We start from the raw sequence: 14,621 nt of genomic DNA, 5'->3' as shown, positions 1-14,621 counted from the left end.
AGCTGAAGACAATGATGCATCTTAGGCGTAGAAGGGTTCGCCGAGAACCCGTCGCGGGAGAAGGCAATGAACGACATCGCGTTTGCCCAGGCAGATCCCGAGTGGCTGGAGCTCATCAGCCAGGCCCGGGAGTGGTTCTCCGGCCCGCTGGGGCAGCTCATGCTCGGAGAGGAACAGCAACTGCTGGAAGAAGAACTGAGCCGCTTCTTCGGTGGCTATCTGGTGCATTACGGCCCCGGTGCCGATGCGCCGCCGACCGCTCGTCAGGTGCAGCGCAATGTGCGTCTGGGTGCGCCCTTGCCGGGGGTCGAGATCGTCTGCGAGGAGCAAGCCTGGCCACTGAGCGAGCATGCCGCCGACGTGGTGGTGTTGCAGCACGGCCTGGACTTCAGCCTGTCGCCTCACGGCCTGTTGCGTGAAGCGGCCAGTGCCGTGCGCCCCGGTGGTCACCTGCTGATCGTCGGCATCAACCCCTGGAGTGCCTGGGGTGTGCGCCATCTTTTTGCCCGCGACACCCTGCGCAAGGCCCGCTGCTTTCCGGCTTCGCGGGTGGGCGACTGGCTGAATCTGCTGGGCTTCGCGCTGGAGAAACGGCGCTTCGGGTGCTATCGTCCGCCGGTTGCCAAGCCCGCCTGGCAGGCGCGGCTGGCCGGCTGGGAACACCGGGCCGGTCAGTGGCAGGGCCCCGGCGGCGGCTTCTATGTGCTGGTGGCGCGCAAACTGGTGGTGGGCTTGCGTCCGTTGCGCCAGGCGCGCCGCGAACCCATGGGCAAACTGTTGCCCCTGCCCATGGCCAAGGTCAATCGACGCTCCAGTGACTGAGCGCTTCAAGAATTGCGGAATCCAGGTAAATGACCGACAGCGTTGAAATCTTCACCGACGGCGCCTGCAAGGGCAACCCCGGCCCCGGCGGCTGGGGCGCCCTGCTGATCTGCAAGGGCGTGGAAAAGGAACTGTGGGGCGGCGAGACCGTCACCACCAATAATCGCATGGAGCTGATGGCGGCCATTCGCGGCCTCGAGGAGCTCAAGCGGCCTTGCGAGGTACTGCTCGTCACCGACTCCGAATATGTGATGAAAGGCATCAACGAGTGGATGGTGAACTGGAAGAAGCGCGGCTGGAAGACCGCCGCCAAACAGCCGGTGAAGAATGCCGACCTTTGGCAACAGCTCGATGAGCAGGTCAACCGTCACCAGGTGAAGTGGCAGTGGGTGCGTGGCCACAACGGCCATCCCGGCAACGAGCGCGCCGATGACCTGGCCAATCGCGGTGTCGACGAGGTGCGGGCCCTGCGCCGCGCCCAGGGTCAAAGCCCGCAATAGCGCCTTGTGGTAAAGTGCCGCCCATTGTCTTTATTGCCGAGATTATTCATTCATGGCCACTCGCTTCGTCGTTCTCGATACTGAAACCACAGGTATGCCGGTCACTGACGGCCACCGGGTCATCGAGATCGGCTGCGTCGAGCTGATCGGTCGGCGCCTGACCGGCCGCAACTTCCACGTCTACCTGCAGCCGGACCGTTCCAGTGACGAGGGAGCGATCGGCGTCCACGGCATCACCGACGAATTCCTCCTTGACAAGCCGCGCTTTGCCGAAGTGGCCGACGAGTTCTTCGAGTTCATTGAAGGCGCGCAGTTGATCATCCACAACGCGCCTTTCGACGTGGGCTTCCTCAACAACGAGTTCGCCCTGATCGGGCAGACCCACCGCGCCGACATCACACAGCACTGTAGCGTGCTCGACTCGCTGGTCATGGCTCGCGAGCGCCACCCAGGCCAGCGCAACAGCCTCGACGCCCTGTGCAAACGCTATGGCGTGGACAACACCAACCGCGAACTGCACGGCGCGCTGCTCGACTCGGAGATTCTAGCCGACGTTTACCTGGCAATGACCGGTGGCCAGACCAGTCTGTCCCTGGCCGGCAATTCCAGCGATGGTGCCAACGAAGGCGGTGCCGCCGGGCGCGGCAGCGAGATCCGTCGCTTGCCCGCCGACCGACGTCCCGCACCGATCATCTATGCCACCGAGGCCGAGCTGGCCGAACACGGCGTGCGCCTTGAAGCCGTGGCCAAGTCCGCCGGCGCCCCGGCGTTGTGGACCCAATTGCTGGAAGCATGAAGGCCTTGCCCGCGCCAGGGTTGGTGGTGCGTCTGGCGGAGGACGGTTTCGATCACTACGTCGCTTCCAGTGATTTCAGTTTCATGGTCGAGGCCTACGCGCAGCCGCAGGCCGACCAGCCGGTGGTGCAATGGAAGCTGGACGCTGTGCGGCCTTACCGCAAGTGCTATAGCATCGACTCCGAGCAGTTTCGCGATCACCGTGGCTCATCGCGTGCCGCTATTTTCGTGGCCTGGTTCGAGGGCACTGCGGTGGGTCACCTGGCGATCAGTACCCACTGGAACGGCCTGGCCTATATCGACGAACTGGCCGTGGCCGCGCAAGCCCGTCGCCATGGCGTGGCCCGCACTTTGCTGGATGTGGCGCAATTCTGGACGCGGCGCCAGCTTCTGCCGGGCATCATGCTGGAAACCCAGAACAACAACCTGGGCGCCTGTCGGCTCTATGAAAGCTGCGGTTTCGTCCTGGGCGGCAGTGATGCCTTGCGTTATCGCGGAATTGATCCGGACACCTGCGAAGTGGCACTGTTCTGGTACCTGATGCTGCCTCAGGCCTGATTGCCGAGCATCGCGTTGGCCTGCTCGGCGACTATTTCCAGCAAGGTGCGCAAGGCCGCAGAAGGCTCATGCTCCTTGAGCATCAGCGCGTAAAGCGTCACTGGCACCGCTGGCGCCAGCGGGCAGACGTCCAGCCCTGCGGCCTTGGCTCCCAGTGCGGTGAAAGGGTCGACAATTGCCAGGCCTTCTCCGGCCTCCACCATGCTGCGCATCATTTGATAGGTCTGTACGCGGGTCTGCACCACCGGCGCCGGGCGCAGCGCCGCCAGCCGGGCATCGAGCGTGGTGCTCAGCGGGTCTTCGCCGTCCAATCCGACCATGGCCTGTCCGGCCATCTCCTGCAAGGCCACGTATTTCTGACGCGGCTGCAACCAACCGTGGGGCGCAAGCAGTTGCAGCTTGCCCAGGGCCAGGGGGTGTTGGATCAGGCTGGGGTGCTGAGGGGCGTGCAGGCTCAGACCGACCTGGCTTTCGTGCAGCAGCAGGCTGCGCACAATGGCGTCGGTGGATTGGCTGGAAAGATGGCACGGGGTTTCGCGAAAACGTCGGCGCAGGGCGGCGATGCTTTGTGGCAACAGCTGTTGTGCCAGGCTCGCTGTGCTGACTACCCGCAGCGGTGGGTCCTGATGCTGGCGCAGGGCACTGGCCTGCTGGCGAAGGCGATCCAGGTCGGTGAACATCTGTTCGATGCCACCCTGCAGCGCGCGGGCCTCCGGGGTGGCTTGCAGCTTGCCGCGCACCCGCGCGAACAACAGGAAACCCAGCTCGCGCTCCACCTCGCCCAGCAACTGCTCGGCGGCATCCACCGTCAGTTGCAGGTGTTCGGCCGCCGTCGGCAGAGCGCCGGTCTGTAAGGTTGCCTGAATCACTTCGATATGACGCAATCGCATGGCGCAAGTCCGTGCCCGGGGAGGAGGGCGAGCGTCATCCTGACTCAACTGACCGACGGTCGATACTCTCGTCGCCGGCTTATTCGCCGGCAGGCGCGGCCGATTCGGGCCGGGCAGTACCGTGCTCGGGTTCGCGGGTGATTTCGACATTGCTCTGGACTACCACGAACAGGTCGCCCTCGATGTGTTTGACGCGGTCGCCGATTGCCAGGCGATAAGTGGTGATCGGCGCAGAAAGGCTGCCCCCATCGGCGTCCAGTGTCGATTCCTGGAATTCGTGAACCGGATAGACCCGGCCTGCGGCATCCCTTGCATGGAATTGTCCGACGAGTACTGCAGCCATTTGATACAACCTCTGGAGAAAGCGCGTATTGATTTGCGCACTGTAGACCTCTGTTTTATCAAGGAGTTTTGCGCAAGCGTAAAAAAACTCAGACAGGGTTCTGCCAATGCGAACACGCAGTATGGAGGATTGCGCGCGGAATCGGTGAAGGGTTTGCCCAGCGGTGACCATCAGGCCGCTGGCCGGGTGATTTTTTGGTCGATTGCGCCCATCAGGCCGTATAAACTGGCCGGCACCGCGCCGACCCTCCTTCCTTTGTCGGTGCACGAGCTTAGCGAACAAGAGAGTCTGCCATGGGCGCACAGTGGAAAGCCAAACACCGAGAAGCAGCAGCCAACGCCAAAGGGCGGATCTTTGGCAAGCTGGCCAAGGAAATCCAGATCGCCGCCCGCGCCGGCGCGGACATCGACATGAACCCGCGCCTGCGCCTGGTGGTCGAGCAGGCCAAGAAGGCCTCGATGCCTCGCGAGACCCTGGAGCGCGCCATCAACAAGGGCGCCGGGCTGTCCGGTGAAACCGTGCAGTACACCCTGGTCAAATACGAAGGCTTTGCCCCGCACCGCGTGCCGTTGATCGTCGAGTGCCTGACCGACAACGTCAACCGCACCGTGGCCGAAATCCGCGTGCTGTTCCGCAAGGGCCAGTTGGGCGCTGAGGGCTCGGTGTCCTGGGACTTCAACCACGTCGGCATGATTGAAGCCTCCCCGGCCTCGGCCGATGCCGATCCGGAACTCGCGGCCATTGAAGCCGGTGCTCAGGATTTCGAAGCGGCCGAAGAAGGCGCCACTCTGTTCATCACTGAAACCACAGATGTCGATGCCGTCTGCAAGGCCCTGCCCGAGCAAGGCTTCAGCGTTGATTCGGCGAAGATCGGCTACATCGCCAAGAACCCGGTCAGCATTGCCGATGCCACCGAGCTGGCCGAAGTCGAAGCGTTCCTGGATGCCATCGACGGCCACGATGATGTGCAGAACGTGTATGTAGGCCTGGCGTAATACCTTGGCGCAGGCGTGCGCGAAACCCGCGATGAAGACCCATCGATCCGCCGAGTCAGCCCATCGCGGGCTCCTGCCACTCAGAAACGCAGCGGCTGCGCCGGTGCGCGCAGCGTGGCCGGATCGCGGTAACGGGCGCCGAAATGGTCCGTTGGCAAACGCGCCCGTCCCGCACCGAACAGGCGTTCACGCAAGGTTTCGCCCTCCCTGTACGACTCTCGAAAGCGCCCGCGCCGGCGCAACTCCGGAATCACCAGCTCGATGAAGTCCCGCGCGGTTTCAAAGCTCAGGTACTGGCGCAGGTTGATGCCGTCGATGCCGTCATGGTCCAGCCATTTTTCGATCTCGTCGGCCACCACCGTGGGCGTGCCCGCGACGAAGAAACGCTCGGTGTTAAAACTTTCCATCTGCGCCAGCACGTCCCCGACGGTGGCGTCGGGCGTGTGTCGCAGCAGGCTTTTCCAACCTTTGACCTGGCGAGTGATCAGGCTGCTGATCAGTTCGTCCCGAGGGTAGGCCGGCAGATTCACCGCCGACTGCATATGCGCAAGCGACGCCTCGACACTCATCAGCTTGCGGTAGCTGTCGAGCTTGCGGCTGACCTCTTCGTCGGTGCGTCCGACAATGACCCCGGCCATGACGATGAACTTCAACCCGGCCGGATCACGCGCGTGCTCGATGGCTTTGCGGCGCATGGCCTGGATGTTGATGCGCACGCTCTGGGTGTCGTTGCCGCCGGTGAACACCACCTCGGCATGCCGCCCGGCGAACTCGATGCCGGCCGCCGAGCCGGTGGCCTGGAACAGCACCGGAGTGCGCTGGCGCGAGGGCTGGCAGAGGTGCGGCCCGGCCACCTTGAAATGTTCGCCGACGTGGTCGATGTAGCGCACCTTGGCGGGGTCGGTGTAGACCCTGTTCTCGCGGTCCTGAATGACCGCATCGTCATCCCAGGAGCCTTCCCACAGTTTGTACAGCACGTCGAGGTATTCATCGGCGATCTCGTAACGGTGGTCATGCACCACCTCGGTGTCGTGGCCGAAGTTGCGCGCGGCGTTGGGCAGGTAGGACGTGACGATGTTCCAGCCCACCCGGCCCTTGGTCAGGTGATCCAGGGTGCTCATGCGCCGGGCGAAGGCGAACGGCGGCTCATAGGTCGTGGAAAAGGTCGCGCCGAAGCCTAGGTTACGGGTCACCGCGGCCATGGCCGGGATCACCAGTAACGGGTCGTTGCTGGGGATCTGCATACCTTCGCGCAGCGCCGTTTCCGGGCCGTCCCGGTACACGTCGTAGGTGCCGATCACGTCCGCCAGAAAGACGCCGTCAAAGGTGCCGTATTCCAGCAACTGGGCCAACTCGGTCCAGTAATCCAGATCATTGAAACGGTGCCGGTTGTTTTCGGGGTGCACCCAGAGGCCGTGGACGATGTGGCTGACGCAATTCATTTCGAACAAGTTGACGTGTAGCTGCTTGGTCACCGGGAGGTCTCCTGAACGGGTCGAGACGGCCAGACTAACCGAGCCCAGCCAAGCGCTTTAAAACCGTTTCCATCTAAGCTTATGCGGCGCGGCCGCGACTGTTGCCTGGCCAACAGCACATCCACAGACTGTCGCGTGACCCACTCTATTGATTTCACAAGCTATTGATTTAAAACAATAAAAAATCGGGCACGGCTTATGCAAAGACCTTGACTCCGCATCTGTCGATCGACGTCGAGGCATTCAACACCCATGGGACCCTTTCTTCATTCAAGGCTTTATCGTGCCTTCGGCGCTGCCGGCTGCACCCTGCTGCTGGCGGCCTGTGACCACGGTGCATCGACCGCTACCCGCAGCACCACGCCGGTCAGCGGCGGGACCTTGATCTATGCCACCGACCGTGAACCCACCTGCCTGGACCCCCACGTTGGCGGCGACATGCCGCAAGTATTCGTGGCTCAGCAGTTTCTCGACTCGCTGGTGTCCATGGACGCCCAGGGCCACATCGGGCCTTGGCTGGCGAAGAGCTGGGAGATCTCGCCCGACGGCCTGACCTACACCTTCCACCTGCGCGAGGATGTGCATTTCACCGACGGCACACCCTTCGACGCCACGGCGGTCAAGGCCAACCTTGACCATATGGCCAACCCCAAGACTCAATCCAGTACGGCGGGTGGCTACATCCGCCAGTACGTGGGCACCGACGTGGTGGACGCGCACACTGCCCTGGTGCACCTGTCGACACCTTATGCCGCCTTCCTTGAAGTGCTTGCCCAGGGTTTTCTCGGCATTGAGTCGCCCGCTGCGCTGGCGCGTTCGCGGGACGTCAACTGCGTGAGCCCGGTGGGCTCCGGTCCGTTCAAGGTGGTGCGCTGGGATCGACAGAACCAGGTGGAGCTGGTGCGCAACCCGGGTTACAACTCGGCGCCGCCCACGGCCAGGCACCAGGGGCCGGCGTACCTCGACCGGATTCTGTGGAAGTTCATCCAGGAGCCATCGGTGCGCTTTGCCTCGTTGCAGGCCGGAGAGGTAGATGTGATCGAGGCCTTGCCACCCGAGTCCCATGAAGCGGCACGGCATAATCCGGACCTGTCGCTCATTGTCGCCCAGCGTCCGGGCAACCCTACCAACGGCACCTTCAACATCCGCCGCGCGCCGTTCAACGATGTGCGGGTGCGCGAAGCCTTTGTGCGCGGTGCGGATGTCGACGGCGCCCTTAAAAGCGTGTACTTCGGCGAGTTTCCGCGGGCTGGCGGCCCTCTTAGCGTCGCAACCCCGTTCTACAGCCCGGATTTCGAACACGCTCAGGACTACGACCCGGCGCGGGCCAACACACTGCTGGACGAGGCCGGCTGGACCGCCCGCGACAGCGATGGCTATCGCACCAAGGACGGCAAGCGCCTGCAGGTGCACGCGCTGATCACCGCCGGCACGCCGCCCTCGGAGTTGACCTTGTGGGAGCAGGTGCAAGCCACCACCCGCCAAGTCGGTTTCGAGCTGGTGATGGACCAGATGAGCCAGGTCCAGGCCACCCAGCGCCAGGCCGATTGGGACTATGACATCCGGGTCGGCTACTGGAACACCAACACGGCCGACGTGCTGCGTATCATCTTCGGCAGCGCTTTCGTCCAGCCGGCCGGCCCCGGCGGCTATCACCAGAATGCCGCCGGTTTCAGCGACCCGGCCTTCGACCATCTGTTGCAACAGGCCCTGAGCACCCAAGACCCGGAGCAGCGCCGCGCCTTGTATCGCCGGGCCCAGGCCACGGCGTCGTCGCAGTACCTGCAATTGACCACCTATCCGCAAAGCACACGGCTGGGCATCTACAAGACCACGCACGGCGTGCGCCTGGAGCCTTCCCTGACCGTGACCTACCTCTATGACGCCTGGGTGAACAAATGAGCACGACCGTGGTGAACCCCTCATTCGCCAATCCCCGTCGCGAGCGCCTGCGGCGCCTGGGCCGGCGTGCCGTGTTGCGTCTGGGTGGCGGCCTGCTGGTGCTGTGGGCCGTGGCGACCCTGACCTTTTTTGCCTTGCGCCTGATGCCCGGCGACCCGGTGCTGGCCATTCTCGGCGGCGCCAGCGGCAACCCGACCCCGGAGACCGTTGCCGAAGCCACCCGGGAGTACGGCCTCGACAAACCGCTGGCGGTTCAATACGGGGTGTACCTGAGTCACCTGATGCGCGGCGACCTGGGGGTTTCTTATTCACAGCATCAGCCGGTGACGCAGATCCTCGCCGAGCAGTCTTGGCCGACCCTGCAGCTGACTTTTACCTCGCTGGTTCTGGCCTGGTTGCTGGTGCTGGCCCTGACGGTGCTCACCGCCGGACGGGGGCACGGAGTGGGTCGTATCGGCTCCTTTCTGGAAACCCTGTCGGCGGCGTTGCCACAGTTCTGGCTGGGTTTGCTGCTGTTGGCGGTTTTCGCCTTTGGGCTGCGGCTGTTCCCCCCGGCCGGCAGTGACGGCTGGCGCACCTTGGTACTGCCCTCGATTGCCTTGGCCGTACCGCTGGCAGGCTTCATCGGCCAGGTCACCCGCGAGTCCCTGGAACTGACCCTGGACCAACCCTTCGTCCTGACCGCCCGCACCCGTGGCCTGAGTGACGTGGCGGTGCGCTTCAAGCATGCGTTGCGCCACGCCATCCTGCCGGGCATCTCGCTGTCGGGCTGGGCCATCGGCGCGCTCATCAGTGGCGCAGTGGTGGTCGAAGTGATTTTCTCGCGCAAGGGCCTGGGCCGGCAGTTGTACCAGGCGGTGCAGGTGCAGGATCTGCCCCTGACCATCGGCATCAGCCTGGTGGTGGCGGCGGTGTATGTGCTGGCCAACATCCTTGTGGACCTCTTGTACCAGTGGGTCGACCCTCGTCAGGAGCACGCAGCATGAGCGAAGGAGTTCTTGAGGCGCCAACGGTGCAACGGCGGGTTCAGCGTGTGGCGCGGCCACGGCGGATCGGCACCTGGCTGGCGCTGGTGTTTCTGTTTTTCGTGGTGCTGGCGGCCATCGTCCCGCAACTCTTCGCCCATAGCGATCCCTTGGGCATCATGCCTCACGACGCGTTTCATCCGCCGGGCTGGACGCACTGGTTCGGTACCGACCAATCGGGCCGTGACATCTATACGCGGATCATCTATGGCAGTCGCCAGTCACTGTTTATCGGCGTATCGGCCACCGCCATCGCCATGAGCATTGCCATCGTCCTCGGCCTGCTGGCCGGTCTCGGCGGGCCGCGTATCGACCGCAGCGTCGGCTGGCTGGTGGAAGTGCTGTTTGCCTTCCCCAGCCTGGTGCTGGCGCTGCTGTTTGTTGCGGTGTTCGGCAGCGGCATCGGCCCGTTGATCGTCGCCACCGGTCTGGGCGGCTCGCCCGGCTACGCGCGCATGGTCCGTGGCCAGGTGCTCGCGGTGCGTAACGCCGGTTACATCGAAGCCGCTCGCGCCCTCGGCCATCCGCCCCTGCGGACCATTCGCCGGCAACTGCTGCCTAACGCCATGCGCCCGCTGATCGTGACCCTGACCATGGGCGTCGGCCAGGCCATCGTCTGGGCTTCGGCCTTGAGCTTCCTGGGTCTGGGCGCCAAACCGCCTGCCCCGGAGTGGGGGACGATGCTGTCCATGGGGCGTGATTTTGTCGCTAACGCCTGGTGGCTGACGTTCTTCCCCGGGCTGTTCATCGTTCTGACCACGCTGTCGACTACCGTCGCCGGCCGCTATATGCAACAACGCCTGGAGGGCCGCCTGTGAGTGACAAACGTCTGGTCGTGGAAGGCCTCGACATCGATTTCGCCGGGCGCCGGGTGGTGCACAACGTGTCATTCACGGTGGAACCAGGCACCACCCTGGCACTGGTAGGGGAGTCGGGCTCGGGTAAGAGTGTCACCGCCCGCAGCTTGATCGGCCTGTCGGGAGTCGGCGCGCGGATCAGCGCGCGGACCTTGAGCTACGGCGGTCAGGATCTGCTCAGCCGTTCGGAGCGCCAGTGGCGCGAGCTGCGTGGCGCGCAGATCGGCTTCGTGCTGCAGGACGCGCTGGTGTCCCTCGACCCGTTGCGCCCGGTGGGCAAGGAGATCCTTGAAGTGCTGCAAACCCATCGCTGGGGCGACAAGCACAGTCGTCAGGCGCGGGTGCTGGAACTGCTGGAAACCGTCGGCGTACCGGAGCCTGCGCTGCGTGCCCGGCAACGCCCCGATCAACTGTCTGGCGGCCTGCGCCAGCGCGCCTTGATCGCCAGTGCCCTGGCCCTGAACCCGGGGCTGGTGATCGCCGACGAGCCGACCACGGCGCTGGACGCCACGGTGCAGGCGCAGATCCTCGGCGTGCTCCAGGCCATCAAGGCGCGAGGCGATTCGCTGCTGATCATCAGCCACGATCTGGCCGTGGTCGCGCAGCTGGCCGATCAGGTACTGGTGCTGCGCCACGGTGAGGTGGTGGAGCAGGGCCCCATGGAGCAGGTGCTGCGCAACCCGCGCCACGCGTACACCCGCTCGCTGCTGGACGCGGTGCCGGCCGAGCATGCCCGTGGCACTCGCCTGTCACCCGGCAACGAGCCGGACCGGGCGGCACGACCCACGGGCGAGGCGCCAGTGCTGTTGCAGGCCCGGGAGGTGATCAAGCGCTATGTCGGCCCTGACCAGCAGGTCCGCCAGGTGGTCAACGGCGTCAGTTTCGAGCTCAGGGCTGGTCGTACCCTGGGCATCGTCGGCGAGTCCGGTTCGGGCAAGACCACCGTGGCGCGCATCGCCCTCGGCCTGTTGGACCCGGACGGTGGCAGTGTCAGTTTCCTCGATCAACCCTGGGCCGGTACCGGTGCCGCCACAGTCGCCGAGAAGGATCGCCGCGCCCGGCGCCGCGACATCAGTGTGATCTACCAGGATCCGCTCAGCTCCTTCGACCCGCGCTGGAGCGTCGGTCAGATCCTCGCCGACGCGCTGGACGTGGCCGGCATCTCGCCCGTCGAACAAGCCCGGCGGGTCTTGCGCCTGTTGGATCAGGTACGCCTGCCGGCGGAACTGGCTTCGCGGCGGCCCTTGCAGCTGTCCGGTGGCCAGCGCCAGCGCGTCGCCATTGCTCGCGCCATTGCCAGCAACCCGCGAGTGATTGTCTGCGACGAGCCGGTCTCGGCCCTGGATGTGTCGGTGCAGGCCCAGGTGTTGGACCTGCTGGCCGACCTTCAGGCCGAGCTGGGCCTGGCTTACCTGTTCATCTCCCACGACCTGGGGGTGATTCGCCACGTCAGCGACGAGGTACTGGTGATGCGTCACGGCCAAGTGGTGGAGCGCGCGCCGGTGGAAACCCTGTTCGACCACCCCCAGCATGAATACACCCGCCGCCTGCTGGGTGCGGTGCCGCGTCTGCCTGGTTCGGGCGTGAGCCTGGTGGTGCCGCCGATCGAGCCGGAATACGCCGTGCTCATCTACGACGAATCGCGCCTGTGGAAAATCGCTATCTAGCTTTTTATAAGGAATGCTCATGACCCCGTTGTCTGTTGTTAAGCTGCCACCTGCCGTCTCGATCTCCGAGCTGTCGGCGCGTCTCGACGAACTGTTGCCCCACATCGGTAGCGGGGCCTCGGAGCGCGAGCGCAATCGCGAGCTGCCGTACGAGGCGATCGCCAGCCTGGCCAGGGCGGGGATCTACACCACCCGTATCCCGGTCAAATATGGCGGCCCTGGCGGCAGCGTCAGCGATGTGATCGGCTTCTTGCTGCGCATTGCCTCTGTGGACTCCAACGTCGCCCAGGCCCTGCGTCCCGGCCTGGGTTTTGTCGAAGGCCTGTTGGCGTCCCGTGCCGAGGGCATCGAGGAGGATCGTCAGTGCTGGTTCGAGCGCTATCTGCAAGGCGCAGTGCTGGGCAATGCCGGCTGGGAAATCGGCGGGGCCAACGGTGCGGTCAGTGCGCGGATCGTGCGTGACGGCAAGCACTTCCGCGCCAATGGCAGCAAGTACTACAGCACCGGGTCCCTGTATGCCGACTGGGTCAGCGCGGTCGCCCTGGACGAGAACGACCAGCCGGTGTCGTTCATCCTGCCCCGCGATCGCGAAGGCCTGGTCCTGCTGGACGATTTCGACGCCATGGGCCAGCGCCTGACCGCCAGTGGCACCACCCACCTGAACAACGTGCAGGTGTTCGCCCACGAGATTCGGGTGCGCGCGGTGGAGGAGGGCAAACGCAGCATCGTCACCCCGTTCCTGCAGCTGTTTCTCGGCACCGTGATCGCCGGTATCGCCCGCAACGCCCTGAACGATGCGGTGGTCTTCGCCCGTGATCACGCGCGGCCGATCAAGCACAGCAGCGCCGAGCGCTCGGTGGACGACCCCTATGTCGAGTTGAGTGTGGGTGATATCAGTGCGCGGGCCTTTACCGCCGAGGCTGTGGTGTTGCATGCTGCCCGGGCCATCGACCGTGCCTGGGCGCAAGACCTGACTCCGGCCTCGGTCGATCAGGCTGCCATCGATGTTGCCCAGGCCCAGTACAGTGCGGCGCAGGCGGGACTCAAGGCGGCCGAGCTGGTCTTCGATGTGGGCGGTGCCTCCACCACGGGACGCCGCCACAACCTCGACCGCCATTGGCGCAACGCCCGCACAGTGGCCAACCACAACCCGCGGCAGTGGAAAGCCGCTGCCGTCGGCGCCTGGCAACTGAAGGGGACACCACCGCCGACCTCGGGCCTGTTCTGACGTGAATGTAGCCAGCCGCATCGTTCCACCCGCCACCGGCGTTTTCAACAAGACCGTGCCGATGATCATCGGCTGCGCACTGTTCATGGAGCTGCTCGATGGCAGCGCCGTGCTGACCGCCTTGCCGCAGATGGCCAGCGATTTTGCCGAGCCGGGCGTGCGGATGAACCTGGTGGTGTCGCTGTACCTGCTGGCGGTGGCGATGTTCGTGCCGGTCAGTGGCTGGGTGGCGGACCGTTTCGGACCGCGGCGGGTGTTCATCGGCGCCATTGCGCTGTTCACCCTGTCCTCGGTGGCCTGCGCCGCGGCCGGCTCCCTGGCCCAGCTGTCGCTGGCGAGGGTGGTGCAGGGCGCGTCCGGGGCGCTGATGGTGCCGGTAGGGCAGGTGATCCTGTTGCGCTGGGTGGCCAAGGAAAACCTGATGCGGGCCATGTCCTTCCTGACCGTGGCCGGTTTGCTGGGCTCGGTGCTGGGACCGCCGTTGGGCGGGCTGCTGGTGACCTTGCTGTCCTGGCACTGGATCTTCCTGGTCAACGTGCCCATCGGCGTGCTGGGCATCCGTCTGGTCCTGCACCATATTCCCGATTACCCGGCCGAGCGCGGTCAGCCGCTGGACGGGCTGGGGGTGATCCTCAGCGCGCTGGCGGTGGGCAGTCTGGTGTTCGGTTTCGAAGCCTTGGGCCATGGTTTGCTGGAGCGGCGCTGGGTGCTGATTCTGCTGACAGTGGGGGTGGTCAGCGGGCTGATCTACCGCCATCACGCGCGTCGTCATCCGCAACCCTTGATCGATTTTTCGTTGTTGCGCATTCCGTCGTTTGCCGTGACCTTCTGGGGCGGCAACCTGTTTCGTTTCGGCAGCAGCGCCCAGTCCTTTCTGCTGGTGCTGCTGTTCCAGCTGTGCTTTGGGCTCAACGCGCTGCAAGCCGGGCTGTTGACCTTCGCCACCGGCGTCGGTGCCTGCCTGATGAAGCTGCTGGCGGTGCGCATCGTGCGCTACTTCGGCTTTCGCCGCAGCCTGATGACCAGTTCAGTATTGTCCGGCGTGCTGCTGGCGACCTGCGCCGGATTCTCGCTGGCAACGCCGTTGTGGATCATCGTCCCGGTGCTGTTCGCCAGCGGCATGATCAACTCCTTGCAGTTCAGCACCCTCGGCTCGTTGACCTACGCCGACGTGCCCGCCGAGCTGTCCAGTCGGGCCAGCAGCCTGTCGTCCATGAGCGTGCTGCTGACCATCAGCGTGTCGGTGGGGGCGGCGGCAGCGCTGCTGGGGGTGATCCTGCAGTGGCGTGGCCAGAGCCATGTCGATCAGCCGGACATTGCCGCTGTCATGCTCCTGTTCGGCCTGATCAGTGCGCTGTCGGCCCTGTTGTTCCGGCGCCTGGGGCCTCAGGCCGGGGCAGAAATCTATCGAGGGCGCTGAGACGCGGTCCGACAGGCAGTGCGCACGGTGGCCGAGCGCTGACCTCTGGAGCCTGGGGCCTCTGCCCCCGGTCGCCTCTGTCATGAAATTTACAGAGCATCTGCAACGGCAGCATCGCTGACGCCATCTACACTATGGGGCTTT

The 14,621-nt window shown here is 64.8% G+C and carries 14 protein-coding genes; 11 read left to right on the top strand and 3 right to left on the bottom strand.

Features of this window, described 5'->3' with window-relative positions; genetic code table 11:
- Positions 1–66: 66 nt before the first annotated feature.
- From HB675_RS03865 to HB675_RS03850, 4 genes are read left to right on the top strand one after another with little or no spacing between them, the layout of a single operon-like run.
- On the top strand, positions 67–822 hold the full coding sequence (locus HB675_RS03865) for a methyltransferase domain-containing protein (RefSeq protein ID WP_213875856.1): 756 nt from the start codon (positions 67–69) through the stop codon (positions 820–822).
- Positions 823–851: 29 nt separating this feature from the next.
- Positions 852–1,322 carry a ribonuclease HI gene (rnhA, locus tag HB675_RS03860; protein WP_213875854.1) on the top strand — a complete coding sequence of 157 codons (471 nt, stop codon included), beginning with the start codon at positions 852–854 and terminating at the stop codon, positions 1,320–1,322.
- Positions 1,323–1,374: 52 nt separating this feature from the next.
- Entirely contained in the window at positions 1,375–2,118 is a 744-nt protein-coding gene (gene dnaQ / locus HB675_RS03855) for a DNA polymerase III subunit epsilon (RefSeq protein ID WP_213875852.1), read from the top strand.
- Positions 2,115–2,675 (top strand): GNAT family N-acetyltransferase, encoded by a 561-nt coding sequence (locus HB675_RS03850; RefSeq protein ID WP_213875850.1) that lies wholly within the window; start codon positions 2,115–2,117, stop codon positions 2,673–2,675. The genes dnaQ and HB675_RS03850 overlap by 4 nt, the downstream gene beginning before the upstream one ends.
- On the opposite strand, the gene HB675_RS03845 is transcribed toward HB675_RS03850, so the two are convergent.
- Positions 2,666–3,565: a LysR substrate-binding domain-containing protein gene (locus HB675_RS03845; RefSeq protein ID WP_213875849.1), complete on the bottom strand. Its 900-nt coding sequence runs from the start codon at positions 3,563–3,565 to the stop codon at positions 2,666–2,668. The two genes, HB675_RS03850 and HB675_RS03845, sit on opposite strands and share 10 nt — an antisense overlap.
- 79 nt (positions 3,566–3,644) lie before the next feature.
- Positions 3,645–3,908: a hypothetical protein gene (locus HB675_RS03840; protein WP_213875847.1), complete on the bottom strand. Its 264-nt coding sequence runs from the start codon at positions 3,906–3,908 to the stop codon at positions 3,645–3,647.
- A 293-nt stretch (positions 3,909–4,201) separates the two neighbouring features.
- Here HB675_RS03840 and HB675_RS03835 point away from each other — a divergent pair, with 293 nt between their 5' ends.
- Positions 4,202–4,903: a YebC/PmpR family DNA-binding transcriptional regulator gene (locus HB675_RS03835; RefSeq protein WP_213875845.1), complete on the top strand. Its 702-nt coding sequence runs from the start codon at positions 4,202–4,204 to the stop codon at positions 4,901–4,903.
- A gap of 80 nt (positions 4,904–4,983) precedes the next feature.
- On the opposite strand, the gene HB675_RS03830 is transcribed toward HB675_RS03835, so the two are convergent.
- A complete protein-coding gene (locus tag HB675_RS03830) occupies positions 4,984–6,378 on the bottom strand; it encodes an NtaA/DmoA family FMN-dependent monooxygenase (RefSeq protein ID WP_213875843.1) in 1,395 nt (464 codons plus the stop codon).
- Between the two features lie 252 nt (positions 6,379–6,630).
- Between HB675_RS03830 and HB675_RS03825 the strand changes: the two genes are divergently transcribed.
- Genes HB675_RS03825 through HB675_RS03800 form a run of 6 tightly spaced genes read left to right on the top strand, consistent with a single transcriptional unit; the run spans position 6,631 to position 14,477 of the window.
- A complete protein-coding gene (locus HB675_RS03825; RefSeq protein ID WP_213875841.1) occupies positions 6,631–8,280 on the top strand; it encodes an ABC transporter substrate-binding protein in 1,650 nt (549 codons plus the stop codon).
- Positions 8,277–9,266 (top strand): ABC transporter permease, encoded by a 990-nt coding sequence (locus HB675_RS03820; RefSeq protein ID WP_213875839.1) that lies wholly within the window; start codon positions 8,277–8,279, stop codon positions 9,264–9,266. Before HB675_RS03825 ends, HB675_RS03820 begins: the two co-directional genes overlap by 4 nt.
- A complete protein-coding gene (locus HB675_RS03815; protein ID WP_213875837.1) occupies positions 9,263–10,123 on the top strand; it encodes an ABC transporter permease in 861 nt (286 codons plus the stop codon). Before HB675_RS03820 ends, HB675_RS03815 begins: the two co-directional genes overlap by 4 nt.
- Positions 10,120–11,829: a dipeptide ABC transporter ATP-binding protein gene (locus HB675_RS03810; protein WP_213875835.1), complete on the top strand. Its 1,710-nt coding sequence runs from the start codon at positions 10,120–10,122 to the stop codon at positions 11,827–11,829. Before HB675_RS03815 ends, HB675_RS03810 begins: the two co-directional genes overlap by 4 nt.
- Before the next feature lie 19 nt (positions 11,830–11,848).
- Positions 11,849–13,057 carry an acyl-CoA dehydrogenase family protein gene (locus HB675_RS03805; RefSeq protein ID WP_213875833.1) on the top strand — a complete coding sequence of 403 codons (1,209 nt, stop codon included), beginning with the start codon at positions 11,849–11,851 and terminating at the stop codon, positions 13,055–13,057.
- A gap of 1 nt (position 13,058) precedes the next feature.
- Positions 13,059–14,477, top strand: coding sequence for an MFS transporter (locus tag HB675_RS03800; RefSeq protein WP_345945745.1), 1,419 nt, complete (start codon positions 13,059–13,061; stop codon positions 14,475–14,477).
- The last annotated feature ends 144 nt before the right edge of the window (positions 14,478–14,621 follow it).

Source organism: Pseudomonas sp. dw_358 (assembly GCF_018449655.1).
In the GTDB taxonomy this organism is placed as follows: Bacteria; Pseudomonadota; Gammaproteobacteria; order Pseudomonadales; family Pseudomonadaceae; genus Aquipseudomonas.
This window is presented reverse-complemented; position numbering and strand designations above follow the sequence as displayed.

Coding starts and splice junctions, on each gene's coding strand:
- HB675_RS03865 (WP_213875856.1), top strand. CDS start 67: ATGAACGACATCGCGTTTGCCCAGGCAGATCCCGAGTGGCTGGAGCTC.
- rnhA (WP_213875854.1), top strand. CDS start 852: ATGACCGACAGCGTTGAAATCTTCACCGACGGCGCCTGCAAGGGCAAC.
- dnaQ (WP_213875852.1), top strand. CDS start 1,375: ATGGCCACTCGCTTCGTCGTTCTCGATACTGAAACCACAGGTATGCCG.
- HB675_RS03850 (WP_213875850.1), top strand. CDS start 2,115: ATGAAGGCCTTGCCCGCGCCAGGGTTGGTGGTGCGTCTGGCGGAGGAC.
- HB675_RS03845 (WP_213875849.1), bottom strand. CDS start 3,565: ATGCGATTGCGTCATATCGAAGTGATTCAGGCAACCTTACAGACCGGC.
- HB675_RS03840 (WP_213875847.1), bottom strand. CDS start 3,908: ATGGCTGCAGTACTCGTCGGACAATTCCATGCAAGGGATGCCGCAGGC.
- HB675_RS03835 (WP_213875845.1), top strand. CDS start 4,202: ATGGGCGCACAGTGGAAAGCCAAACACCGAGAAGCAGCAGCCAACGCC.
- HB675_RS03825 (WP_213875841.1), top strand. CDS start 6,631: ATGGGACCCTTTCTTCATTCAAGGCTTTATCGTGCCTTCGGCGCTGCC.
- HB675_RS03820 (WP_213875839.1), top strand. CDS start 8,277: ATGAGCACGACCGTGGTGAACCCCTCATTCGCCAATCCCCGTCGCGAG.
- HB675_RS03815 (WP_213875837.1), top strand. CDS start 9,263: ATGAGCGAAGGAGTTCTTGAGGCGCCAACGGTGCAACGGCGGGTTCAG.
- HB675_RS03805 (WP_213875833.1), top strand. CDS start 11,849: ATGACCCCGTTGTCTGTTGTTAAGCTGCCACCTGCCGTCTCGATCTCC.